General features: G+C 59.5%; 25 protein-coding genes. 6 read left to right on the forward strand and 19 right to left on the reverse strand.

The features are described 5' to 3' along the window. Positions 1-21: 21 nt before the first annotated feature. A complete protein-coding gene (gene uvrC / locus VE934_RS13570) occupies positions 22-1920 on the reverse strand; it encodes an excinuclease ABC subunit UvrC (RefSeq protein ID WP_324888358.1) in 1899 nt (632 codons plus the stop codon). A 37-nt stretch (positions 1921-1957) separates the two neighbouring features. Here uvrC and earP point away from each other — a divergent pair, with 37 nt between their 5' ends. From earP to VE934_RS13590, 4 genes are all read left to right on the forward strand, one after another. Next, on the forward strand, positions 1958-3091 hold the full coding sequence (gene earP / locus VE934_RS13575) for an elongation factor P maturation arginine rhamnosyltransferase EarP (RefSeq protein ID WP_324888360.1): 1134 nt from the start codon (positions 1958-1960) through the stop codon (positions 3089-3091). Positions 3092-3276: 185 nt separating this feature from the next. Then, on the forward strand, positions 3277-3831 hold the full coding sequence (efp, locus tag VE934_RS13580; RefSeq protein WP_324888362.1) for an elongation factor P: 555 nt from the start codon (positions 3277-3279) through the stop codon (positions 3829-3831). A 90-nt stretch (positions 3832-3921) separates the two neighbouring features. Next, positions 3922-4800: an AEC family transporter gene (locus VE934_RS13585; RefSeq protein WP_324888364.1), complete on the forward strand. Its 879-nt coding sequence runs from the start codon at positions 3922-3924 to the stop codon at positions 4798-4800. Positions 4801-4818: 18 nt separating this feature from the next. Continuing rightward, entirely contained in the window at positions 4819-5682 is an 864-nt protein-coding gene (locus tag VE934_RS13590) for a TIGR00730 family Rossman fold protein (protein WP_324888366.1), read from the forward strand. Here VE934_RS13590 and VE934_RS13595 read toward each other — a convergent pair. The 13 genes from VE934_RS13595 to VE934_RS13655 form a co-directional block, all read right to left on the reverse strand. Beyond that, positions 5660-6847: an MFS transporter gene (locus VE934_RS13595; protein ID WP_324888368.1), complete on the reverse strand. Its 1188-nt coding sequence runs from the start codon at positions 6845-6847 to the stop codon at positions 5660-5662. The genes VE934_RS13590 and VE934_RS13595 overlap by 23 nt on opposite strands. Next, positions 6844-8196: a DNA recombination protein RmuC gene (gene rmuC, locus VE934_RS13600; protein ID WP_324888370.1), complete on the reverse strand. Its 1353-nt coding sequence runs from the start codon at positions 8194-8196 to the stop codon at positions 6844-6846. Before rmuC ends, VE934_RS13595 begins: the two co-directional genes overlap by 4 nt. A 9-nt stretch (positions 8197-8205) precedes the next feature. Next, positions 8206-9192: a D-glycerate dehydrogenase gene (locus VE934_RS13605; protein WP_324888372.1), complete on the reverse strand. Its 987-nt coding sequence runs from the start codon at positions 9190-9192 to the stop codon at positions 8206-8208. 21 nt (positions 9193-9213) lie between these two features. Beyond that, entirely contained in the window at positions 9214-10623 is a 1410-nt protein-coding gene (locus VE934_RS13610; RefSeq protein WP_324888374.1) for a sodium:proton antiporter, read from the reverse strand. Positions 10624-10683: 60 nt separating this feature from the next. After that, positions 10684-11871, reverse strand: coding sequence for a nicotinate phosphoribosyltransferase (gene pncB / locus VE934_RS13615; protein ID WP_324888376.1), 1188 nt, complete (start codon positions 11869-11871; stop codon positions 10684-10686). Between the two features lie 37 nt (positions 11872-11908). Then, on the reverse strand, positions 11909-12256 hold the full coding sequence (locus VE934_RS13620; protein ID WP_324888560.1) for an FKBP-type peptidyl-prolyl cis-trans isomerase: 348 nt from the start codon (positions 12254-12256) through the stop codon (positions 11909-11911). Positions 12257-12327: 71 nt separating this feature from the next. Beyond that, entirely contained in the window at positions 12328-12984 is a 657-nt protein-coding gene (locus VE934_RS13625; protein WP_324888562.1) for a nitroreductase, read from the reverse strand. Between the two features lie 41 nt (positions 12985-13025). Next, positions 13026-13481, reverse strand: a complete 456-nt coding sequence (locus VE934_RS13630) for a thioesterase family protein (protein ID WP_324888377.1) — start codon at positions 13479-13481, stop codon at positions 13026-13028. Further along, positions 13444-14400: an NAD(P)H-binding protein gene (locus VE934_RS13635; RefSeq protein ID WP_324888379.1), complete on the reverse strand. Its 957-nt coding sequence runs from the start codon at positions 14398-14400 to the stop codon at positions 13444-13446. Before VE934_RS13635 ends, VE934_RS13630 begins: the two co-directional genes overlap by 38 nt. 167 nt (positions 14401-14567) lie before the next feature. Next, positions 14568-14804, reverse strand: a complete 237-nt coding sequence (locus VE934_RS13640; protein WP_324888381.1) for a hypothetical protein — start codon at positions 14802-14804, stop codon at positions 14568-14570. A gap of 97 nt (positions 14805-14901) precedes the next feature. Then, positions 14902-15639 (reverse strand): acetoacetyl-CoA reductase, encoded by a 738-nt coding sequence (phbB, locus tag VE934_RS13645; protein WP_324888383.1) that lies wholly within the window; start codon positions 15637-15639, stop codon positions 14902-14904. A gap of 135 nt (positions 15640-15774) precedes the next feature. Beyond that, complete coding sequence (locus tag VE934_RS13650; protein ID WP_324888385.1) at positions 15775-16953, reverse strand: acetyl-CoA C-acetyltransferase; 1179 nt, start codon at positions 16951-16953, stop codon at positions 15775-15777. A 124-nt stretch (positions 16954-17077) separates the two neighbouring features. Continuing rightward, a complete protein-coding gene (locus VE934_RS13655) occupies positions 17078-18811 on the reverse strand; it encodes a class I poly(R)-hydroxyalkanoic acid synthase (protein WP_324888387.1) in 1734 nt (577 codons plus the stop codon). 135 nt (positions 18812-18946) lie between these two features. Here VE934_RS13655 and VE934_RS13660 point away from each other — a divergent pair, with 135 nt between their 5' ends. Continuing rightward, the gene (locus VE934_RS13660; RefSeq protein WP_324888389.1) at positions 18947-19264 is read left to right on the forward strand and encodes a hypothetical protein; all 318 of its coding nucleotides are present in this window, start codon (positions 18947-18949) and stop codon (positions 19262-19264) included. Here the strand turns inward: VE934_RS13660 and pgeF are convergent. Together pgeF and maiA are read right to left on the reverse strand one after the other, a co-directional pair. Continuing rightward, positions 19172-20029 carry a peptidoglycan editing factor PgeF gene (gene pgeF / locus VE934_RS13665; protein ID WP_324888391.1) on the reverse strand — a complete coding sequence of 286 codons (858 nt, stop codon included), beginning with the start codon at positions 20027-20029 and terminating at the stop codon, positions 19172-19174. The two genes, VE934_RS13660 and pgeF, sit on opposite strands and share 93 nt — an antisense overlap. Continuing rightward, positions 19977-20615, reverse strand: coding sequence for a maleylacetoacetate isomerase (maiA, locus tag VE934_RS13670; RefSeq protein ID WP_324888393.1), 639 nt, complete (start codon positions 20613-20615; stop codon positions 19977-19979). Before maiA ends, pgeF begins: the two co-directional genes overlap by 53 nt. Before the next feature lie 168 nt (positions 20616-20783). Here maiA and VE934_RS13675 point away from each other — a divergent pair, with 168 nt between their 5' ends. Then, complete coding sequence (locus VE934_RS13675; RefSeq protein ID WP_324888396.1) at positions 20784-21821, forward strand: NADP-dependent oxidoreductase; 1038 nt, start codon at positions 20784-20786, stop codon at positions 21819-21821. A 30-nt stretch (positions 21822-21851) separates the two neighbouring features. On the opposite strand, the gene VE934_RS13680 is transcribed toward VE934_RS13675, so the two are convergent. The 3 genes from VE934_RS13680 to VE934_RS13690 all read right to left on the reverse strand — a co-directional run bounded on the left by VE934_RS13680 (position 21852) and on the right by VE934_RS13690 (position 23433). Next, complete coding sequence (locus tag VE934_RS13680; RefSeq protein ID WP_324888397.1) at positions 21852-22343, reverse strand: DUF1566 domain-containing protein; 492 nt, start codon at positions 22341-22343, stop codon at positions 21852-21854. 108 nt (positions 22344-22451) lie between these two features. Next, positions 22452-22757 (reverse strand): AzlD family protein, encoded by a 306-nt coding sequence (locus VE934_RS13685; RefSeq protein WP_324888399.1) that lies wholly within the window; start codon positions 22755-22757, stop codon positions 22452-22454. Further along, complete coding sequence (locus tag VE934_RS13690; protein ID WP_324888401.1) at positions 22747-23433, reverse strand: AzlC family ABC transporter permease; 687 nt, start codon at positions 23431-23433, stop codon at positions 22747-22749. Before VE934_RS13690 ends, VE934_RS13685 begins: the two co-directional genes overlap by 11 nt. Position 23434: the final 1 nt, after the last annotated feature.

The raw sequence follows: 23434 nt of genomic DNA on the forward strand, positions 1-23434 counted from the left end.
TGGCATGGATTTTTTTCCGGATTAATGCAGCGCGCGGTAGATTTCTTCGGCAAGGTCACGGGAAATACCTTCTACCGTGGCAATGTCCTCGGCGCTGGCAGACGCCACGCCGCGAATTCCTCCGAAACGCTGCAGCAAACTGGCGCGACGCTTGGGGCCAATACCGGCGATGTCCTCCAGGCCACTTGCGCCCACGCGCACCTTGGCGCGTTTGGCGCGCATGCCGGTGATGGCAAAGCGGTGGGCCTCGTCCCGAATCTGCGCAATCAGCATCAGTGCGGCCGAGTCCCGGCCCAGATAAACCTTCTCACGGCCGTCGGCAAACACCAGCTCTTCCAGGCCGACCTTGCGTCCTTCACCTTTTTCGACGCCGGCAATCAGGCCAAGGTCAAGTCCCAGTTCTTCAAACACCTCACGCGCCATGCTCACCTGCCCCTTACCACCGTCGATGAGCACCAGATCCGGTAGCCTGGCCGTGTTGTTGCGTGCGGCTTCCGCCAGTTTGCTGTAGCGACGCATCAACACCTGGCGCATGGCAGCGTAGTCATCTCCGGGCGTGATGCCCTCGATGTTGTAGCGGCGGTATTCTGAACTCTGCATCTTGTGCGTGTGAAACACCACACAGGAAGCTTGCGTCGACTCACCTGCGGTGTGAGAGATGTCAAAACATTCAATGCGCAAAGCCTCCAGCTTGTCGAGAGACAGATCCAGCGCCTCTGCCAGCGCGCGGGTACGGGCCTGCTGCGACCCCTGCTCGGCCAGCAAGCGGGCCAGTTGCAAGTCAGCGTTTTTCTGCGCCATCTCCAGCCAGACGCGACGCTGTTCCCGGGGCTGATGAATGGCAGCAATTTTGTTGCCTGTTTGCATGATGAGCGCCCCAATCAGGTCCTTGTCCACCGGCTCGCTGCAAACCAGCACGGGCGGCACCGCCACGCCCGCGTAATGCTGGGCAATAAAGGCCTCCAGCACCAATGCCTCCAGGCTCTTGACCTGACCCTCCTCCACCTGCACGTCGTCATCCAGGCTCGCCATGTCCGCGGCGTTCTCCACGTGCGTCGGAAAATAGGGTCTGTCACCCAGATGCCTGCCGCCCCGCACCATGGCCAGATTGACGCAGGCCTTGCCGCCATGGACCTTGACCGCAAGAATGTCCACATCCTTGTCGCCACCTGTCTCCATCGACTGCTGGTGCAAGACCTTGGACAAGGCCGACATCTGGTTGCGTAACTCGGCAGCTTTCTCAAACTCCAGCCTCTCTGCGTGCGCCTGCATCTGCTGTTCAAGTTCGGTCAATATTTCCTGGGTTTGCCCTTGCAAAAAGCGTTTGGCGTTGTCCACATCCTGGGTGTACTGATCCACCGAAACATGGCCCACACACGGTGCAGAGCAGCGCTTGATCTGGTACAGCAGGCAGGGACGGGTGCGGTTGTTAAAAACCGTGTCTTCGCAGGTTCGCAGCTTGAATACTTTTTGCAGCAGCAAAATGCTTTCCTTGACTGCCCAAGCGCTGGGATAAGGGCCGAAGTAGCTGTGCTTTTTTTCAACGGCGCCCCGGTAATAAGCCACGCGCGGAAACTCGTGCGAGGCCAGCTTGAGGTAGGGGTAACTTTTGTCGTCCCGAAACAGAATGTTGAAGCGCGGATTCAACGTCTTGATCAGGTTGTTCTCCAGCAGCAGGGCCTCCGCCTCTGAGCGCACCACCGTGGTTTCCATGCGCACAATTTTGGTCACCATGTGGCCGATGCGTGTGCCGCCGTGGTTTTTCTGGAAGTAGGTGGAGACCCGCTTTTTCAGATCACGAGCCTTGCCTACATACAGCACTGCGCCTTCCGCGTCGAAATAGCGGTACACGCCGGGCATCGCCGGCAAGGCCGCGACCTCGCTGAGCAGTTGGGGGTCAAATTCGTGAGGGAGGGTCATGATGGTGTTTGGCTACCGTATTGTGGACAATCCCGGAATGGATCGCGCGCTGCAATGGGACATTTTTTGCAAAGTCATCGACAACCATGGTGACCTGGGCGTCTGCTGGCGGCTGTGCGCGGACCTGGCGTCACGCGGGCAGCAGGTGCGCTTGTGGGTAGACGACGCGTCGGCATTGAGCTGGATGGCCCCTGTCGACCGCGAGGGGCTCACGGTTTTGCCGTGGACCGAACCGCTGGGCATCAACCTCTTGCGCCTGGACGCCAGGCCATGCGACGTGCTGATAGAAGCTTTCGGCTGCGACATCGCGCCGGAATTTCTGGCGGAGTGCGTGAGGCAAGAAGATGCGGGGCAGCCCAGACCGGTCTGGATCAACCTCGAATACCTGTCGGCCGAACCCTATGTGGAGCGCTGCCATGGCCTGCCGTCGCGTGTCTACAGTGGGCCCGCGTCTGGCTGGACCAAATGGTTTTTCTATCCTGGCTTCACCCCTTCAACCGGTGGTTTGTTGCGTGAGGAGGGTCTGCTGGAGAAACAGGCGGGCTTTGATCGCAAGTCCTGGCTGGACGCCCAGGGCATTGAATGGTCGGGCGAAAAACTGGTTTCGATGTTTTGCTACGAACCACCTGCGCTGGCTGCGCTGCTCCCTCAACTGGCGCAACATGGATGGTACGGCCAGCCGGTGCGCCTGCTGGTTGCGGCCGGACGGGCTGGAAACGCCGTTAAAGCCGTTGTTAACGATCAAATTGGCCTTTTCTCCAGTCAGGACGGCCATAGTTTGCTATCAATTTCATACTTGCCCTTGATCAGCCAGCTGGAGTTTGATCACCTGCTGTGGACCTGTGACCTTAACTTCGTGCGTGGGGAAGACTCCGTGGTGCGCGCCTTGTGGGCCGGCAAACCATTGGTGTGGCAGATTTACCCTCAGGAGGACAATGCGCACCTGCGCAAACTCCAGGCCTTTCTGGCCATGCTGGAGGCGCCCTCATCGCTGCAGCTATTCCATGCCGCCTGGAACGGCCGGGATGGGGAGATGTCCCCTCTTGACCCCGACGCCTGGGCCGCGTGTGTGGAGTCGGCGAGCATGCGCTTGCAAAAACAGGACGACTTGACAACCCAGCTTCTGCGTTTTGAGTCCCAGGCCCGGGACACGGCTAACCAGCATCAATGAGCGGGCATCGCTCTGGATGGCCAGGCACAGGCGCAGCGTGCTCCCGGGGACATGCCCGGGTTGGTGACCAAAAAACCGCTAAAATCAAAGGCTTTGCAAACCAGCCCGGCTGGCATTTGCACAACCCGCTGCAGAACCGGCATCACCTCAGCCAGATGTTCGGCGGCATATCCATAGAACTTGTTATGAAAATCGCTCAAGAAATACGCGCTGGCAACGTCATCATGCACGGCAAAGACCCGATGGTGGTGCTCAAGACCGAATACAGCCGCGGTGGGCGCAACTCCGCGACCGTGCGCATGAAACTCAAAAGCCTGATCGGCAGCTTCGGCACCGAGCAGGTATTCAAAGCCGACGACAAGGTCGACCAGGTCATTCTGGACAAGAAGGATTGCACCTACTCCTACTTCGCCGACCCGATGTACATCTGCATGGACTCCGAGTACAACCAGTACGAAGTCGAAGCCGAAAACATGGGCGACTCGCTGAACTACCTGCAGGACGGCATGGAGCTTGAGGTTGTGTTTTACGACGGCAAGGCCATCTCGGTCGAATTGCCCACCAGCGTGAACCGCGAAATCACCTGGACCGAGCCAGCCGTCAAGGGCGACACATCAGGCAAGGTTCTCAAGCCCGCCAAACTGGCAACGGGTTTTGAAATCGGAGTGCCCATTTTTGTAGCGCAGGGCGACGTGGTCGAAATCGACACCCGCACCGGCGAATACCGCAAACGCGTTTAATCGGCACGGCGGCGCCAAACTTTCCCGATACAAGGCTCCCCCGTGGAGCCTTTTTTACGTTTCCACCCTTCTTCTTCCTGATCCGGACCCATGGAACTTCTGCAGCGCATTGCCCAGGTCATCATTCCGGTCTTTTTCATTGTTGGAATCGGCTACTTTTACGGCCGCCGCCACGCGCCCGACATGTCGGTGTTCAGCCGGATAGCCCTGGATGTGCTGGCGCCCATGCTGGTTTATTCAGCGCTGGCCTCACGCGACTTTCACCTCATGGACCATTTACCGCTGCTGCTGGGCGGCGCCATCCTGATCGTGGGTGGCGGCCTGATCGCCTGGCCGCTGGCACGCCTCTTCGGCGCCCAGCCGCGCACCCTGGTGCCGGTGGTGATGTTCAACAACTGCGGCAACATGGGCCTACCCCTGGCCCTGCTGGCCTTTGGGCCGGAATACCTGGGAGCCGCCGTCGCACTTTTTTCCATCAGCAATCTGCTGCACTTTTCCGTCGGCGCGCGCATCACCAGCAGCCACGCACAAACGCGCGACCTGCTTCTCAGCCCGTTGATGCTGGCCACAGCACTTGGCTTTGCCAGCGCGCTGACTGAAATTCGCCCTCCCGAGGTATTGCTCTCAGGCATGCGCCTGCTGGGCGATGCCATGCTCCCCCTTATGTTGTTCTCCCTGGGTGTGCGGCTGACCGCGCTGACACGCTCCGGCGTCGCTATCGGCATGCTGGGCGCACTGGCCCGGCCGATTCTGGGCCTGATGATCGGCCTGCCGCTGGCCTGGGCCATGGGTATGGAAGGCGTGGTCAAGGGTCAGGTTCTGCTGTTCGCGGCCCTGCCTCCGGCCGTCATGCAGTACATGCTGGCCGAGCGTTACAACCAGGAGCCCGAAAAGGTGGCCGCCATGATTCTGCTGGGCAATGTGTTGTCCGTCATTTTCGTTCCCCTGGCACTCGTGATGGCCCAGTAGTTCGTTCACAATCAACACATGCAAAGCACCCAAGATATCAGCGTTAATCGCCTGGCCGACGCCTGGGCCGAACTGCAGTCACATGCCAACAATGGCAATCCGCTAGAAGCCAATGCCTACAGGCTTGCGTTTGCCGATCCTGAATTTTTGCTCCGCCGGGAGACGCGAGGCATCCGCTTTCAGCTGGAAATGCTCAAGCCGGATGTTGAGCAGCAAGAACAGGGCATCGAAAACACCATTGTGGTGTTTGGCAGCGCACGTTTCCCGGCGCCTGAACAGGCGCAGGAAGCCCTGAAGCTGGCGCAGGCTTCAGGGGACGCAACGGCGCTGGCACTGGCCGAGCGCCATGTGCGCAATGCGGTCTATTACGAGCACGCCAGACAGTTCGGGCGGATGGTGGCCACCTACAGCAATCCCCGCGAGCCCGCCGAGCAACTGTTCATTTGCACTGGCGGAGGCCCCGGCATCATGGAGGCCGCCAATCGGGGCGCGCAGGAAATGGGCGCCCTCAACGTCGGGCTGAACATCGCGCTGCCGCACGAGCAGTCGTCCAACCCGTATGTATCACCCTCACTAAGTTTCAAATTCCACTACTTTGCCCTGCGCAAGATGCACTTCATGATGCGGGCCAAGGCTCTGGTGGCTTTTCCCGGGGGGTTTGGCACGCTGGATGAATTGTTCGAAGTTATTACGCTGGTGCAAACCCGCAAGGCCAAACCGGTGCCCATCATCCTGTTTGGTTCGGCTTACTGGAAAAAACTGTTCAACTTTGAGGTGTTGCTGGAAGAAGGCGCCATCTCTCCAGAAGACCTGAAGCTGTTTCAGTATGTGGACGATCCCAAAGATGCCTGGGACGCCATCAAGACGTTTTATCAGCTTTAGGCTGTTCCGGCCGTAGCAGCCACGCGGCGCGGCTGCCGGCGCCCACCACAGCGCCCGTAGCCCAAAAGACGCCCGCAATGCCGATCACTGCGCCCAGGGTCCCGAAAACAACCGGCATCACCACGCTGGCAGCACTGATAACCATCATGCGCAGCCCGAGCGCCTCGCCGTGCCGGTGCTCCGGCGTCATCTGGTGCAACATGCTCATCACCATGGGCTGCACGGTCCCCAGTGCAAAGCCGAGCAGAACCGAACACACCCCCATGCCCAAGGCAGTTCCCATCAAGGGATAAATACCGAACAACACGGCAGTCGTCACCATCGCGCAGACGATGACCAGCCATTCCCGCAGATGCGCAGCGAGGGCCGGCATAACCATGCGGATGGCTGCGGCGGCTATGGCGAAGGCGCCGAGGATGGTGCCGATCACCGATGCGCTGATCCCTTTTTCAAATCCCAGCACAGGCACCACAAACGTGTGCACATCCCAGCAGGACGAAAGAAACCAGTTCACCAGCATCAGACGACGAAAACCGGGCTCTCGCAATAAGCCCCATGCACTGGAAGGTACGGCGCCCAGCGTTGCGACGACGGGTGGGAGATCCCGTGTTGGCCGCACCAGAAACCAGCTTGCCAGGGGCAGCACGGCCATCAGGAAGAAAGCCGCGCGATAGCCTTCAGTGCTGTTGGGTGTGGCGCCCACATGGTCAATCAGCAGGCCAGCAGCAAAGGGGCCGATGAAGTTGGACAGCGCCGGGCCGATGGAAAGCCAGCTGAACACCTTGCGCAACTGCAACGCCCCCTCCGCAGCCCGGCCCACATGGCGTTGCAGCGAAATCACAGCCGCACCGGTTGCACCCCCCGTGAGCAATGCCGCCAGGCACAGCACAGGAAACACCGGGAAAGCCACCGCCAGGCCCGCCCCCGCAACCGCCGCGGCCACACTGAGCCCCATCGGACGCTTGAGCCCGTGCCGGTCGGCAAAACGCCCGGCGGGAAGCGACAGAAAAACCTGGGTCAACGCAAACAGTGCAAGCAACACGCCGACCGCAGCCGGGCTGTAGCCTTCGCGCAGCGCCAGGAGCGGCGCCGCCATTCGTGTGCCTGCCATGCAGGCATGCAGACATATCTGCGCAAGAATCAGGCGGGCAAGTTCGGGCGTCAACTATCCTCCGCGTCCCGGGCCGGGTCCATGGGAATCAACTTCGCCGACTCCGCCTCGGGCAAAGCCTCGACATTGCGAAGGGCCTTGCCCATCACGCGGCTACGCTGCTCGGCATTGCTCAGGGTATTGAGCACGGTCTCGGTTTGCGATTTGACCTTGGCGAGCACGTCACCGAACTTGCCAAACTCCGTTTTAACGGCCCCCAGCACCTGCCACACTTCACTTGAGCGTTTTTCCAGCGCAAGCGTGCGAAACCCCATTTGCAACGAGTTGAGCATTGCCAGCAAAGTCGTAGGCCCGGCCAGTGTGACCCGATAGTCACGCTGCAGTACTTCCATCAGGCCAGGCCGGCGAAGGACTTCGGCATACAGGCCCTCGGTTGGCAAAAACAAGATGGCAAAGTCCGTGGTGTACGGCGGCTCAATGTATTTCTCAGACATGGACTTGGCCTCCTGCCGGATACGCACCTCAAGGGCCTTGCCCGCCACCTCAGCGCCCAGCACGTCGGCGCGCTGCTGTGCATCCAGCAGGCGCTCGTAGTCTTCATTGGGGAACTTGGCATCGATCGGCAGCCAAACCGGGTCACCACTGTCTGAGCGCCCAGGCAGCCGGATCGCAAAGTCGACCGGGTTTTTGCCGCCGCGGCGGGTAATGACCTGAGCCGCATACTGGTCCACAGAAAAAACCTGCTCCAGCAAGGCCGAAAGCTGCGCCTCGCCAAAAATGCCGCGCGCCTTGACGTTGGTGAGCAGATGCTTGAGGTCCCCTACCCCCTGGGCCAGAGTCTGCATCTCTCCAAGCCCCTTGTGCACCTGTTCCAGCCGGTCGGCAACCTGCTTGAAGCTTTCACCCAGGCGCGCTTCCAGCGTGGTTTGCAGCTTTTCGTCGACCGTCTGGCGCATTTCATCGAGCTTGGCCGAGTTGGTCTGCTGCAGATGAGCCAGTTGTTTTTCCAGCGTTTCACGCACCTCACCCATGCGCCGCGCGTTGGACTCGCTAACGGATTGCAGCTGTGTGGTCAGCGTATCGGAGAGCGTTTTTTGCAGCAGGGTGAGCTGCTGCGCAAATGCGTCAATTTGAGTATTCTGCGTGCGCGTGGCCTCGGCGCTTTGCTTGACCAGCGTTTGCTGAAAGGTCGCAAACGCGGTGGCAAGTTCTTCTCGGCTTGCACGGGCACTGTCGTTGATCTCGCGTCTTACCTCGCGCTCAACTTTGTCATGGCCTGCGGTCATGACAGCCAACAGCTCGGCGCGGCCGCTGTCGGCGGGCTTGCGCAAAACCAGCCAGACCAGCAACAGCAGATTGACCAGCAGCAAAATCACCGCCAGCCAGAGTTGTAAAGCGTTCATGTGTGCTGTCTATTTTGCGGCAAGTGCTGCAGGATTCAGGGGCGTCAGCGCCTTGTTGTCTTTAAAGAACGCAATCAGGTTGTCTGCGGCCAGATGCGCCATGGCCTTACGCGTTGGCACCGAGGCACTTGCAATGTGCGGCGTCAACACCACGTTTGGCACCGTCAGCAAATCAGCATGGACTCTCGGCTCGCCTTCAAACACGTCCAGCCCCGCAGCCGCAATACGTCTGTCACGCAGTGCCTGTGCAAGGGCTGCATCGTCCACGATGCCTCCACGTGCAATATTGATCAGCGTAGCCGTAGGCTTCATCAACGCCAGCTCGGTCGCGCCTATGCTGTGGTGTGAGGCGGGTGAGTACGGCAGCACCAGCACCAGATGGTCGGCGCTCCTGAGCAGCTCTTCCTTGCTGACATAACTTGCCTTGCACTCAGCCTCTTGCGCTGCATCAAGGCGGGAACGGTTGTGATAAATGACTTTCATGCCAAAGCCGAGCGCACCGCGTTTGGCAATGCCCTGCCCGATGCGCCCCATGCCCAGAATACCCAGGGTGCTGCCATGGATGTCCGAGCCGGCAAACATGTCAAAGCTCCATTTGCCCCACTTGCCCGCGCGCAAAAAGTGTTCACTTTCGGTAATTCGGCGTGCCGTCGCCATCAAAAGCGCGAATCCGAAATCTGCAGTGGTCTCGGTGAGCACGTCCGGGGTGTTGGTTGCGAGCACACCCGCAGCTGTCATTGCGTCGAGGTCAAAGTTGTTGTACCCCACGGCCATGTTGGCGCACACCTTGAGGCTACTGCACGCTGCAAGCACCTCGGCGTCAATCCGGTCGCCTCCCGTGGTCAACGCCGCGCTCTTGCCTTGCAGCTTCTGGATCAACTGCGTTCCGGAGAAAGGCTCGTCGGGCTGGTTGGTCTCCACTTCAAAGTATTGCTCCAGTTTTTGAATGACCTCCGGGAAAATGGCGCGGGCTATCAGTAATTTTGGCTTGCTCATGAATGTCTTTCAACCCAAAAGTTAGCGGAACCAGATCACTGTCATCAAGATAAACAATGGGATCAAGACCGCGCCCGACCACGCCATATAACCAAAGAAGCTCGGCATCTTGACACCCCGGTCTTCAGCAATGGCCTTGACCATCAGGTTGGGGGCGTTGCCAATGTAAGTGTTGGCGCCCATGAACACTGCTCCGGCCGAAATCGCGGCCAGTGTGGGCGCCAGCGTGGTCATCAGTACCTGGGGATCGCCACCGGCGGTGTTGAAAAACACCAGGTAGGTCGGCGCGTTATCCAGGAACGAGCTCAGGATACCGGCCGCCCAGAAATACATGGCGGGGTCGGGCTGCCCATCGGGGCGCGTCACAGCCGAAACCACGGCGCCAAATGGCCCGCTGGTACCGGCTTTCAGCATGGCAATGACCGGGATGATGGTGAGAAAAATTCCGGCGAACAACTTGGCCACCTCCACCATCGGCCCCCAAGAAAACTGGTTGTCTTCATGCACCTTCCTGGCCGTCAGTTTGAGCGACAGAAAAGTGATGGCGATCAGACCGGCATCGCGCACCAGACCCGGCAGTCCCACCTCGGTGCCGTAGACATTGAAGACCACTGGCGACTTCCAGAAGCCGCTGAGCAAAACCAGTCCTGCCACCGCAGCCAGGAGCCCAAAATTGAAGACGCCGTCAAAGCCGACACGTTCTGTATCTGGCGTCGGGTCAACCGGCTGCACGCCCTCGTTGCGGTAATACCAGCTGTCCAGCAGATAAAAAATCACCAACAGGCTGCCAATCAGATACAGGGTTTCGGGAAAGATGTGTTTGACGGTCCAGAAAAAATCAACGCCTTTGAGAAAACCCAAAAACAGCGGCGGATCGCCGAGCGGTGTCAGCGAACCGCCTGCATTGGAAACAATGAAGATGAAGAACACCACAATATGCGCCGCATGTTTGCGGTTGTCGTTGGCGCGAATCAGGGGCCGGATCATCAGCATGGAGGCCCCAGTGGTACCCATGAAACTGGCCAGCACCGCCCCGATAAGCAACAACCCCGCGTTGAGGCCGGGGCTGCCATGCAGATTGCCCCGGATAAAGATGCCGCCCGCGACAGTGAACAGCGCTGTCAGCAAAATAATGAAAGGAATGTACTCGGCCACCAGCGCGTGCACCAGGCTGACCCCGGCCACTGCCGAGCCAAAAATCAGTGCAAACGGGATAAAAAACGCCAGGGTCCAGGCCGCCGACACCTTGCCGAAATGGTGATGCCAAAACGCTGGCACCAGCAAGGGCATCAGCGCTATGGACAACAGGAGCCCGGCAAAGGGAATGCCCCAGACCGGCGACAGCTGGCTGCCGTCAAAGTCAGCCGCCAGTGCCCAGCCAGGGCAGAGAAAAAGCAGGGCCGCGAGCGAGCTCCAGCGCAGTGATTTCATGGTTTTTCCTTCATGTGTGGTGACGGGCCGCGCTCCGGGCCGCAGCATCCTATTGTCCTGTCAGGCAATGTCAAAAACCTGACGAAGATAGGCCAGATACTTCTCATCGTCGCACATGTTTTTGGACGGTGTATCCGAGAGTTTGGCTACCGGCTGGCCATTGCAACGCACCATCTTCATAACGATCTGCAGGGGCTCGTACCCCAGGTCGTTGGTCAGGTTGGTTCCTATCCCGAAGGCCAGCTGACAGCGCCCGCGAAACTGCTGGTAAAGCTCGATGGTACGCGGCACCGTCAAGCCGTCGCTGAAGATCAGGGTCTTCGTCTTCGGATCCACCCGGTTTTTGACGTAATGGGCGAGCATGCGCTCACCCCACTGAAACGGGTCTCCGCTGTCATGGCGCGCGCCGTCAAAAAGCTTGCAGAAGTACAGGTCAAAGTCGCGCAAAAACGCGCTCATGCCGTACACGTCCGACAGTGCAATGCCGAGGTCGCCGCGGTACTCCTTGGCCCAGGATTCAAAGGCAAACACCTGGCTGTCGCGCAGCCGTGGCCCTAGTGCCTGGCAGGCTTGCAGGTATTCATGCGCCATGGTGCCCAGCGGGATGAGGCCCAGCCGCATGGCAAACAGCACATTGCTGGTGCCGGCAAACTGGCCAGTCGGGCCGGTGCCCAGCCGTGCAATCAGGGTGCGCAGCACTTCCTCATGCCAGGCCCGGCCAAACCGGCGTCGGGTTCCGTAGTCGGCAATTTTCAACTCCCCAAGGCCATCGGTTTGCAATTGCCCGATCTTGGTGTCCAGCCGTTTGCGCCCTTCCATGACATCGGCAAGTTTTTGCGTGTTGCGGAAGTAAACCTCGTTGATGATGGCCAGCACCGGGATCTCAAAGAGGATGGTGTGAAGCCACGGCCCCTCGATCACTACCTCAATGTCACCAGACGCCAGCGCAGTGACACTCACATACTTTTCGTTGAGCCTGAAGAGCGCCAGAAAATCAACAAAGTCGCTTTTGATGAAGCGCAGGCCCCGCAGGTAGGCCAGCTCCTGCTCCTGAAATGGCAGACTGCACAAGGAGCGAATTTCCGCGCGGATCTCGTCGACATACGGCGCCAGTTTCCCAATGCCAGGGCTGCTGGCATTGCGGCACTGAAAACGGTACTCAGCCTGCGCCCCTGGAAACTGGTGCAACACCACCTGCATCATCGTGAACTTGTACAAGTCCGTGTCGAGCAGGCTCGTAATGATCATAAAAAGTGGTGACTCACGGGTGGGTCGATGCGGGAATTCAGGTGCCCAGAAAGTCCACTTCAAACAGCAGCGTAGCGTTCGGCGGGATCACACCACCCGCGCCGCGTGCGCCGTAGCCCAAAGACGCAGGAATGACCAGGCGGCGGGTTCCACCCACGGACATGCCTTGCACGCCCTCGTCCCAGCCCTTGATGACCTGGCCGCCACCCAGCGAGAACTCAAACGGGTCGCCGCGGTCTTTGCTGGAGTCAAATTTGGCACCCTGCACGCCGTCGTTGTACAGCCAGCCGGTGTAGTGCACCCGGACGTGCTGCCCAGACTTGGCAATGGCGCCCGTGCCCAGCACGGTGTCTTCGTATTGCAGGCCGGAGGGGGTTGTGGTCATGGTCATGTTCAGCTCTTTCTAAAAAAATAAATGCGCTGTTTTGCGCGAATCTCTGACTTTACCCGCAACGCTCAGCCGAGCCAGGTTGTGAAGGACTCCGCACTCACGCGCGGCGTGTGAAAGGTGTTAACCAGTGCAGTCTCATCGGCATACCCAAGCGACATGCCGCAAACCAGCATCTCGTCATTCCCCGCGCCTATGTGCGGAAGGATGATGTTCGCAAACCCATTCCACGCAGCTTGCGGGCAGGTGTGCAGGCCATGGCCGCGCGCGGCCACCATGATGTTTTGCATGAACATGCCGTAGTCCACCAGACTACCGCGCCCCATCACCCGATCGAGCGTAAACATCAGGCCAACGGGGGCGTCGAAGAAGCGGTAGTTGCGCTGGTGCTGGGCATGCATTTTGTCCTTGTCGCCCTTGCCTATGCCAAGCAGCCCGTACAGGCCCCAGCCGTTCTCGCGGCGCCTGTCGATATAGGGGGACACCCATTTCTCAGGGTAATAGTCGTACTCTTCCTTGCACTGCGCCGCCAGCTCCGGGTTGGCGCGAATCGCATCGTGCGCCGCACATACTTTATCGGCCAGACTGTCCTTCACAGCACCCTGCAGCACATACACCTTCCACGGCTGCGTATTGGTGCCTGATGGCGCCCGGCTGGCCAGGTCCAGCAGATGTTGCAGCGTCTCACGCGGCACAGGTTTGGGCAAAAATGCGCGGGCAGACATGCGGCTGCGGATGGCGTCATCCACCGGGTTCAAGGTTTGGCTCACTTCAGGGTCTCCAGTACGGTCAAAAGTTGGGATGGCAAAGGCACGGGGCGGCGGGTTTGCCTGTCGACATAAACGTGAATGAAGTGGCCTTTGGCGGCAGTCAGTTCTGCTGCCGCATCACTCTCACGGCCAGAAAAGAGCCCCACTTCATAACGTACGCTGGACGAACCCACATGCGTGACACGAATCCCGGCGAGCACCGGGTCTGGAAAGGCCAGCGGTGAAAAATAATTGCACTGGGTTTCGATCACCAGACCGATCACGCCGCCGTGGTGAATGTCTATCGCCCCGGTCTCGATCAGGTAGCCATTGACGGCTGTGTCGAACCAACTGTAATAAACGACGTTGTTGACATGGCCGTACACATCGTTGTCTGACCAGCGGGTGCCGATGGGGCGGAAAACTTTGTAGGCGCTACGGGCTTCGGCTTGGGGGCGGGTTGGCGATGTCATGAGCAAGCATTTTGCCAGCGTGTGCATCGCTGCGCTCAGCCTCACCTACCGCGCGAATCGGCTGCGGTTCCCGTCCCAGCAACTCCGGCAAGCGGTTGGGACTCGGAATATTGTCTCGCTGCAGCAAGATCCAGTGGCCAAACGAAAACGGCGAAAAATGCAGGACATCACACAGATGCGCCCCTGTACGGGCGGCCCAGTTGGGCACAGGTATTTGCAGTGCCCGCGTCGCGGTGTAGTTGCTGCGCAGGGTACGCAGGTACTCTGCATAGTTGTAGTGGCGAGAGCCACCAAGCTCCACATCCCGATGATTTTCAAGCGTCGCAAAGGTGACCAATGCAGCAAAGGCCTGGCCGAGGTCCGTCGCTGTCATGGCCGCAATCCCGCCGCGTGCACCGCGCGGAATGAACTGCACCGGCGAACGTGAGAGGCCACGCAACCAGCTCGCACCAAATCCGCCTTCGCCGTCCAGCAAAGCTGGCCGAACGATGCAGTAATCCGCACCAGACGCGCGAATGGCAAGCTCACCCAGCAATTTACTCGATAAAAACCGGCTCTTGGCACCCTCGTGCAAGCCAAGTGCCGAGGTGTGAATGAGTCGCTTGCCCGCCTGCGCACAAGCCAGCGCCAGCGCTGCGGGAGCGCGGTGGTGCACATCGTCATAAGACTCCTGGGGCCGCTGGCGCAGGATGCCCACACAATTCACCACGACATCAACATCAGTCAGCAAAGATGCCCATGCATCCGGCTGCAGCAGCTGCTCAAATCGCACCGGCCGAAAGGCGGCGTAAGAATAAGCGGCCTCATGCCGCGCGGGGTGGCGGCTGCCTATCGTCACCTGGACGCCAGACGCATGCAGGGCAGCGGACGCGTGGCGACCGATGAAGCCGGTGCCACCCAACACCAAAACACGGGTCATGCGGGCGCCTTCAACACTACAACAACAGGCAAATAGCTATTTTTCATACCGCTCAATTATTGGTGCATTCGTTTTCGGATCCTCAAAAACCTGCCGGACCAATTCTTCATTTCTCCTAGGTCCTTTCAAGCACCCGTCGTGACCCGATTTTAAAAATCGACAGCACGCTAGCGCTTAACCACCCACCGTTTTAAAAAGAAATATGCGCCTATGGAAGACAACGGCACGCCAGCACACGCAATGATGAATAAAAGTCCAATCGCAGCCGCTCCACCAAAGCCTGAATCGTCAACCACGTATGGCAAAGAGTGAAGAAAAGCGCTCACCGAGCCAATCGCAACAACCACCGTCAAAAGAACGCCCACCAACAGTGCCGCGAGCAGATGCAGAATATTCCGTTTCATTCCTTCCTCCCAGTCAGTCCGAATTGAAGAGGCCAATACTTCTCAAACGTATAAAAAAACCCGCCGAAGCGGGTTTTTTGAAGTCGATGCCGGCGCATCACCCCATGTGCAAACCACCATTGAGCGAGAAGTCCGCACCGGTAGCGTAGCCGCCCTCATCAGACGCAATCCACGAAATGATGGATGCGATTTCTTCTGGGGTGCCCAGGCGTTTGGCGGGCACGCCAGAGACGATTTTTTCCAGCACGTCGGGGCGGATGGCTTTGACCATGTCGGTGCCGATGTAGCCAGGGCTCACGGTGTTGACTGTCACGCCTTTGCTGGCCACCTCTTGCGCCAGCGCCATGGTGAAGCCGTGGAGGCCGGCCTTGGCTGTCGAGTAATTGACCTGGCCGAACTGGCCCTTTTGACCGTTGACGGATGAGATGTTGATGATGCGTCCGTAGCCGCCTTCGATCATGCCTTCGATCACTTGTTTGGTGACGTTGAACATGCTGTCGAGGTTGGTGGAAATGACAGCATCCCAATCAGCCTTGCTCATCTTGCGGAACTGGCCGTCGCGTGTGATGCCGGCGTTGTTGACCAACACGCTGACCGGTCCGTGGTCCGCTTTGACCTTGTCAAAGGCGGCTACTGTGGAGTCCCAGTCGCCGACGTTGCCGACCGATGTGTAGAAGGTGTAGCCGAGGGCTTTTTGCTCGTCAATCCACTTGGTGAAGTCGCGTGTAGGGCCGCAGCCGGCCACCACCGTGAAGCCGTCTTTGTGCAGACGCTGACAGATGGCGGTTCCGATGCCGCCCATGCCGCCGGTGACGTACGCTACTCTTTTTGCCATGTTTTTGCTCCTGAATTTTGAGTTTTGATTGGGTGTAGAGAAATTTATGCCCTGTTGAATGGCGCGCAGATTGCTATCAAATAAATAGCTGACTGCGCCCGAAATAAAAGGGCCAGAGGCTGTTTTAACCGATATTCAGCGTTCCAGTGTGAGGGCAACCCCCATACCGCCGCCAATACACAGGCTTGCAATGCCTTTTTTGGCATCGCGGCGGACCATCTCGTGGATCAGCGTGACCAGGATGCGGCAGCCGGATGCACCAATGGGGTGACCAATCGCAATCGCGCCGCCGTTAACGTTGACCTTGCTGGTGTCCCAGCCCATCTCTTTGTTGACGGCGCAGGCCTGTGCGGCAAAAGCTTCGTTGATCTCGAGCAGGTCCAGGTCTTGTGCTTTCCAGCCGGCGCGCTGCAGCGCCTTGGTGGAAGCAGGAACAGGACCCATGCCCATGAAGGCCGGGTCCAAGCCGCTGGTGGCGTAGCTGGCGATGCGTGCGAGCGGCGTGAGACCAAGCGCAGCAGCCTTCTTGGCGGTCATCACCATGACGGCGGCAGCGCCGTCGTTGATACCCGACGCATTCCCCGCAGTCACACCGCCAGCTTTGTCAAAAGCGGGGCGCAGTCCAGCCAGGCCGTCGGCGCTGGTTTTGCGGTTGATGAATTCATCCGCCGCAAAAACGATTGGGTCGCCTTTTTTCTGCGCGATCGAGAAAGGAATGATTTCGTCCTTGAACTTGCCGGCGTCCTGCGCAGCCATGGCCTTGGTCTGGCTGGCTAGGGCCAGTGCGTCCTGCATCTCGCGGGTGACGCCGTATTTTTTGGCGACGTTTTCAGCGGTGATGCCCATGTGGTACTGGTTGTACACATCCCACAGACCGTCGACGATCATGGTGTCGACCATCTTCCAGTCGCCCATGCGCTGGCCGTCGCGCGAGCCGTTGAGCACGTGCGGCGAAGCGCTCATGTTTTCCTGACCGCCGGCGATGACGATTTCGCTGTCGCCAGTGGCCACAGCCTGTGCGGCCAGCATCACGGCTTTAAGGCCAGAGCCGCAGACGGCGTTGATGGTGAGGCCTGGGATGGCGTGCGGAAAGCCCGCTTTCACTACGCTTTGACGTGCAGGGTTCTGCCCTGCCCCGGCGGTGAGCACCTGCCCCATGATGACCTCACCCAGCAAATCGGTGGACAGGCCCACACGCTCGGCCACGGCTTTGATAACGGCGGCGCCGAGCTCTGGGGCGGGGGTTTTGGCAAGGCTGCCACCAAATTTGCCGACGCCGGTGCGTGCGGCTGAAACGATAACGATGTCTTCCATTTAGTCTCTCTCCAGTAAAAATCTCAGCTGTCTGTCATTGCCGGCTTGACCCACAATCCATGTCGATGAGCTGTTTCATCGGGGCATGGATCCCGGGTTAGTCCCGGGATGACAACTTTTTCTTTCAGGCCTTCGCCTTGACATAGCGCCCGGGTGCAGGCTCGATGGCTTTGTACTTGCGACTGCCGAAGACTTTGGGTGCAGCAATTTCCTTGCCTGCGTGGCCTTTGAGCCAGTCGGCCCAGTCAGTCCACCAGCTGCCGGGATGCTCTTTCGCGGTTTTAAGCCATTCCGCTTGCGACGCCGGCAGCTTGGCGTTGACAGGGCCGCCCGATGTCCAGTACGAGCGCTTCTTTTTAGCCGGTGGATTGATGACGCCTGCAATGTGGCCCGATGCGCCCATGACAAAACGTTTCTTGCCTGGCAGCACCTGTGTTGAGGCATAAGCGCCACCCACGGGAACGATGTGGTCCTCACGCGAGCCGTAGATGTAGACCGGCATGTCGACCTTGCCGAGATCAATCTTCTGGCCACACACGGTCAGCGCGCCGGGTTTTGAAAGCTTGTTTTCAAAGTAGGTGTTGCGCAGGTACCAGGCGTAAAACGGGCCGGGCAGATTGGTGGAGTCGCTGTTCCAGTACAGCAGGTCAAACGGCGGCGGTGTCTCGCCCTTGAGGTAGTTGCCCACCACGTAATTCCACACCAGGTCGTTGGGACGCAAAAAGCTGAAGGTGGAGGCCAAATCCTGACCCTTGAGCAAGCCGCCCTGCCCCATTTGCTTTTCGCGAAACTGGACGGACTGCTCGTCGATGAAGATGTCCAAAATACCGGTGTCGCTGAAGTCGAGCAGCGATGTCAAAAACGTGGCGCTGGCCACCGGCTTTTCACCCCGCGCGGCCAGCACAGCCAAAGCCGTGGCCAGGATGGTGCCGCCTACACAAAAGCCCAGCGCATTGATGGTTTTGGCGCCGGCGATTTCCTGCGTGACTTCGATCGCCTTGATGGCGGCATGCTCGATGTAGTCGTCCCAGGTTTTTTCAGCCATGGACTCGTCGGGATTGCGCCAGCTGACCACAAAGGTGCGGTTGCCCTGGGCAACGGCGTAACGGATCAGTGAATTCTCAGGCTGCAAATCAAGGATGTAGTACTTGTTGATGCAGGGCGGCACCATCAAAAACGGGCGCTCATGAACCTTGGCAGTGAGCGGCTTGTATTCAATAAGCTGGAAAAACTCGTTTTCAAACACCACGGCGCCTTCGGTGGTGGCAACGTTTTTGCCGATCTCGAAAACGCTCTCGTCCGTCATGGAGACATGGCCCTGCTTCATGTCGTGCAGCAGATTGGTCAGGCCCTGCGCAATGCTTTCGCCTTTGGAGTCGATGGCCTTCTTCTGGGCATCGGCATTCAGTGCCAGAAAATTACTGGGTGCCGCGGCGGCCATGGCCTGCTCCACTGCAAAACGAACACGCGCCTTTGTTTTTTCGTCGCCTTGCACGGCTTCAGCAAGCCCCATCAGGGTGCGGGCATTGAGCAAGTAGCTGGAGGCCGAAAACTGCGCTATCGGGTTGTGATGCCAGGCGTCTGCGGCGAAGCGCTTGTCACCCGTGAGCCCATCGGGGGTGCCTGCCTGCAATCCGCTGTTCCAGAGTGCGGTGACTTCCTTGAGGTAACTTTGCTGAACCTCAAGCAACTTTGCTGGGTCAAACTGCAATTGTGGGAGTGTGCCGCCGCCCATGTCTGGCATGCCTGCCTGCGGCAAGCCGGCGCTGCTCATGGCGCTCATGGCTTGCTTCATCGTCTCACCAAAGGTCTCTTGCATTTGGTGGACCGTTGGGCCGCGGGATGGGTCAGAATTCATGCTTGTCTCCCCGGTTTGGAACCGGTCTTGTAATGCGCCCCTTGGGGCTTTTTCTACCCGGAGCGGGCTATCTGGCGTCGTTCAACTAGTATGGCGTAAATTTCTTGCAAGCTTATGACGTTTAGTACGTAGTTTATGTATTTGATTGTGATCGCCTGGATATATGTCGTGCTCATGATGAGCGTGGCTGAAGCTACCCACCCGACGGGCACTCTGCTTGGCGCCGTGGTCACCTTTGTGCTGTATGGGGTGGGTCCTGTCGCCCTGGTGGTCTACCTGATGCGCACCCCCGACCGTCGGCGGTCCATCAAGGCGCGTGAGGCTGCGGAGGCTGAAAGCCTCCGCGCAGCGCAAGCCGGATCAAGCGATCCAGATGCAGGCAGCCATGCGCCCGGTGGTGTTGAGCCCATTGCCGGTGACGCCGGCGTCCCGCCGGTGCGAAAAGAACTTTGAGGCGTTGCGCACGGTACACCAGGCTCCACTGCTGTCATTGCCGTAAATCTGTGTGATGCCCAGGGCGTGCAAACGCAGGCGCGCAAGACCAGGCAAATCGGCCAGAAACTTGCCGGGGCCGTGCGGCGCAAAGCACAAGTCCGCCCGGGGGTCCGTGGCAACAAAGGCAGCCCGTACCTCGGGGCCTACTTCAAACGCCGTCGGGCCAATGCAGGGGCCCAACCACGCTATTGTATTGATAGCACACTCTTCCCGCGAATAAAGGGCAAAGTCGATAAAACGTTCATAAGTTTTCTCCAGAAGGCCCTTCCCGGGCCCACCTGCCAGACCGCGCCAGCCCGCATGGGCCGCAGCCACGACCGCGCCGTCGGTGGTGCTCAGCAAAACTGGCAGGCAGTCGGCCACCATGACGGTGCAGGCCACTCCGCTCTGCCGGGTGATGGCGGCGTCCGCCGACTGGCCGTGTGGCGTCACGCCGTCCACAGCCAGAACCTGCGTGCCATGCACCTGCTGCAAAAACACTGGCCGCGCGCCAAGGGCCTGTTCGAGCGTGAGCCGGTTAGCTGCCACCTGTGCAGCCGCATCACCCACGTGGTCCCCCAGATTGAGACTGTCCCAGGGAGCAGACGAGCAGCCACCCTGCCGGCTGGTGAACACAGCGCGCACCCTGGCGGGCGCGGGCCACTCTGGAATGAGCCAGTCGGGATGCAAGTCAACCCTCTGAGTCAGGGCAGGCTGAAGGCTGGGCTTTTTGAAAAGCCTCATGCGTCATGCAGGCTTCAAAAGCGGCCATGGTGCGGCTGAGCCCGTCAAAGTTCACATCAAAACGCTGGGCATTGAAGATCTGCGGCACGAGGCAGCAATCTGCCAGCGTCGGCGTGTTGCCATAGCAATATTTACCCGCTGGGAGCTGGTTCAATTGACGCTCAAAAGCCTCCAGCCCCTCGCGGCACCAGTGGCGGTACCAGGTGTTTTTAGCTTCGTCGCCCAGCTTCAGCTCGCGCACCAGGTACTTGAGAACGCGCAGGTTGTTCAACGGATGAATCTCGCACGCAATCGACTGGGCCAGCGCACGCACCCTGGCCCGGCCCAGTGCATCAGCAGGCAGCAGAGGCGGCGTTGGGTGGGTTTCGTCCAGGTATTCGATGATGGCCATGGACTGCGACAGGTGCTCACCTTCGGTCTCCAGCAAGGGGACCAGCATGTCGGCTGAAACTGCTGCGTACCCCGTCTCTTTATGCTCGCCCTTGACCAGGTGCACCGGGATGTAGTCGTAACTCAGACCCTTGAGTTGCAGCGCGATACGCACGCGAAAAGACGCCGAGGACCGGAAGTAGTTGTAGAGCTTCATGATCAAAGCATAAACCGAATCGCCTGCGCGACTGACGGCAGGGTTGCCGGCCGCTACCATGCCATCTTCCAAGTCTTATACCGTTCGCACTGAGCCTGTCGAAGTGCTCGTGCGCGCTACAGAAGGCTTCGACAAGCTCAGCCCGAACGGATATCCAGGAGAATATTGATGACTATCACCACCCTCACCAACCACCAGGTCCGCCTGGCAGCTCGCCCTGTGGGCAGCCCAACCCGCGACAACTGGAAGTTCACGACAGAACCGGTCGCCGAGCCTGGCCCGGGCGATGTGCTGGTCAAAAACCTGTACCTGTCGCTGGACCCGGCCATGCGGGGCTGGATGAACGAAGGCAAGAGTTACATCCCACCCGTGGAAATTGGCGCAGTGATGCGTGCCGGCGGCGTGGGCAAAGTCATTGCTTCGCAAAACCCGGCTTTTGCCGTGGGCGACTATGTCAACGCCGGGCTTGATGTGCAGGAGTACTGCCTGATCCCCGAGGCGCAGGTCAAGCGCAGTGGCATGTTCAAGGTTGACCCACGCATGGGTCTGACGTCGTGGCTCAACGTATTGGGTATGCCTGGTATGACTGGCTACTTTGGCCTGCTCGATGTCGGGCAACCCAAAGCCGGCGAAACCGTGGTTGTGTCGGGCGCCGCCGGCGCCGTTGGGCAAACCGTTGGGCAGATCGCCAAGCTCAGAGGCTGCCGCGTCGTGGGTATCGCGGGCGGCAAGGCCAAGTGCGACTGGGTAGTGAACGAACTCGGTTTTGACGCCTGTATTGACTACAAGGCCGGGGACATCAAGGCCGGCCTGAAAGAACATTGCCCGAAAGGCGTAGACATCTATTTCGACAATGTTGGCGGCGAAATTCTCGACACCGTGCTGACCCGTATCACTCGCGGCGCACGCATCATTATTTGCGGCGCGATCAGCCAGTACAACAACACCACACCGGTCAAGGGCCCGGCCAATTACCTGTCCCTGCTGGTGAACCGTGCACGCATGGAAGGCATTGTGGTGTTTGACTACGCTGACCGCTACCCGCAAGCGGTTGCCGAAATGGCCGGCTATCTGAAGGCCGGCACCATGAAAAGCAAGGAAGACGTTGTTGTGGGCCTGGACACCTTCCCGGAAACGCTGCTCAAACTTTTTAATGGCGAGAACTTCGGCAAGCTTGTTTTGCAAGTCGCCGAAGACCGGGCCTAAAAAATCCTGCAGGCCTTTGAGCCTCCAGCCCTACTTCGCGTCGCGGACCAGGCGAACAGCCCCGGGGGAATTGCGCGCACCCTCGCCGGCGCTTCCCTCGACAAATCCCACAAACATGAAATAGCCCGTTCCGGCGCTGGTAGACGTCCAGAAGCGCGCCACCGGCGTTGCCGGAAACGCTGCCGGATCGATCGCGGCCTTGTTTTCATCGGCCTCTCGCATATTCACAAGGCCGGACAGCTCTTTCATGGTGGGCAGGCGCCACGGCTTACCGTCGGCCGCCGCAGTGCTCTTTGCGCGAGACGCCGCGTCCGCCTGATTGGAAAAGAATGGCTTGCCGGTGCAGCTGCGCGCCTTCCAGGTCATGCCTTCTGCGCAGCGCAGCCAGATAAGGCCGGTTTTGTGATCGGTGATTTCCTGCCCGTCGGCAGACGGAGCGAAACGCTGCTGGGCGTGGCCGATGCCAACGCCAATGCACAACGACAGGGCCAGTGCAGACAGTGACACAACGAAGAGATTCATGGCCGCCTCCGGGTGATTGCATGTCGGTTTGACACTTCAGATGCTAGGCCTGCGCCCCAGCCATCCCTACTGGGTAATTACCTAGCCACGCGCCACCGGGATAACTACTCAAGCCAATAGCCAGCGCGCAACACCCACAGTGGCGGCCCCTGCAACAGCGGCGGTCAGATCGTTACGCAGCAGTTTCATCACCAGGGCTACTGCGCACAACGCCAGCAATTCCGGCAGTTTGCCCGCCGATGCAGCCGGCGTGACGATGCCGATCATGACAGCCAGCGGCACAGCCTTGAGGGCGGCTTCCACACGCGGCGTGATGCGCACATAACCCATCAGCAGATAACCCGCCAGCCGGCAAGCGTAAGACGCCAGTGCCATACCGCCGAGTGCCAGAAGAAAACCGGTTTCAACGGCCATGGCGCCATGCTCCCATCAGCCCGCCAGCCAGCCCCGCCCCGACGATGTACCAGCCACCGGGCAACAAGCGGTGCAACACGAGCGCCGTGAGCGCGGCCGCAGCTGCGGGCCACAAGTCAGACTTGCCGCGCCACATCGCCATGCCAATGGCCGCTGCAAAAGCCACCAGCATGAAGTCCAGCCCAAAAGCCGCAGGATCCGGCACGCTGCGCGCCAGCAAATGGCCGGCCAGTGTTCCCAGGACCCAGGGGGCAAACATGGCAACGCCAGAACCCAGAATAAAGCCGGCATCACGGTAACCAGCGTCGTACTCGCGCATGGACAAAGCCCAGTTGCCATCACCCAGAAAAAACAGACTGCCCAATGCCTGTGCACGGGTGCTGTGGCGCAGCCAGGGCTGAATGGCCGCGCTATACAACACATAACGAGCGTTCATCACCAGAATCGTGGCGATCAGCGGCAGGATCAGACCAGACGAGGTCCAGCCCTGCAGCGCCGCAAGCTGCGCACTGCCTGAATAAACGAAGGCGCTCATCATGATGGCCTGCAGGGCGGACAAACCCCGCTCGCTGGCCAGCACGCCAAACACCATGCCATACAGCAGCACGCCCGGCGCCATAGGCTGACCCACCACGAAGCCGCGCCGCACACCTGCGGCGGTGAACGACGCCTCCACA

It is taken from the genome of Polaromonas sp., assembly GCF_035638815.1.
Lineage (GTDB): Bacteria > Pseudomonadota > Gammaproteobacteria > Burkholderiales > Burkholderiaceae_C > Polaromonas.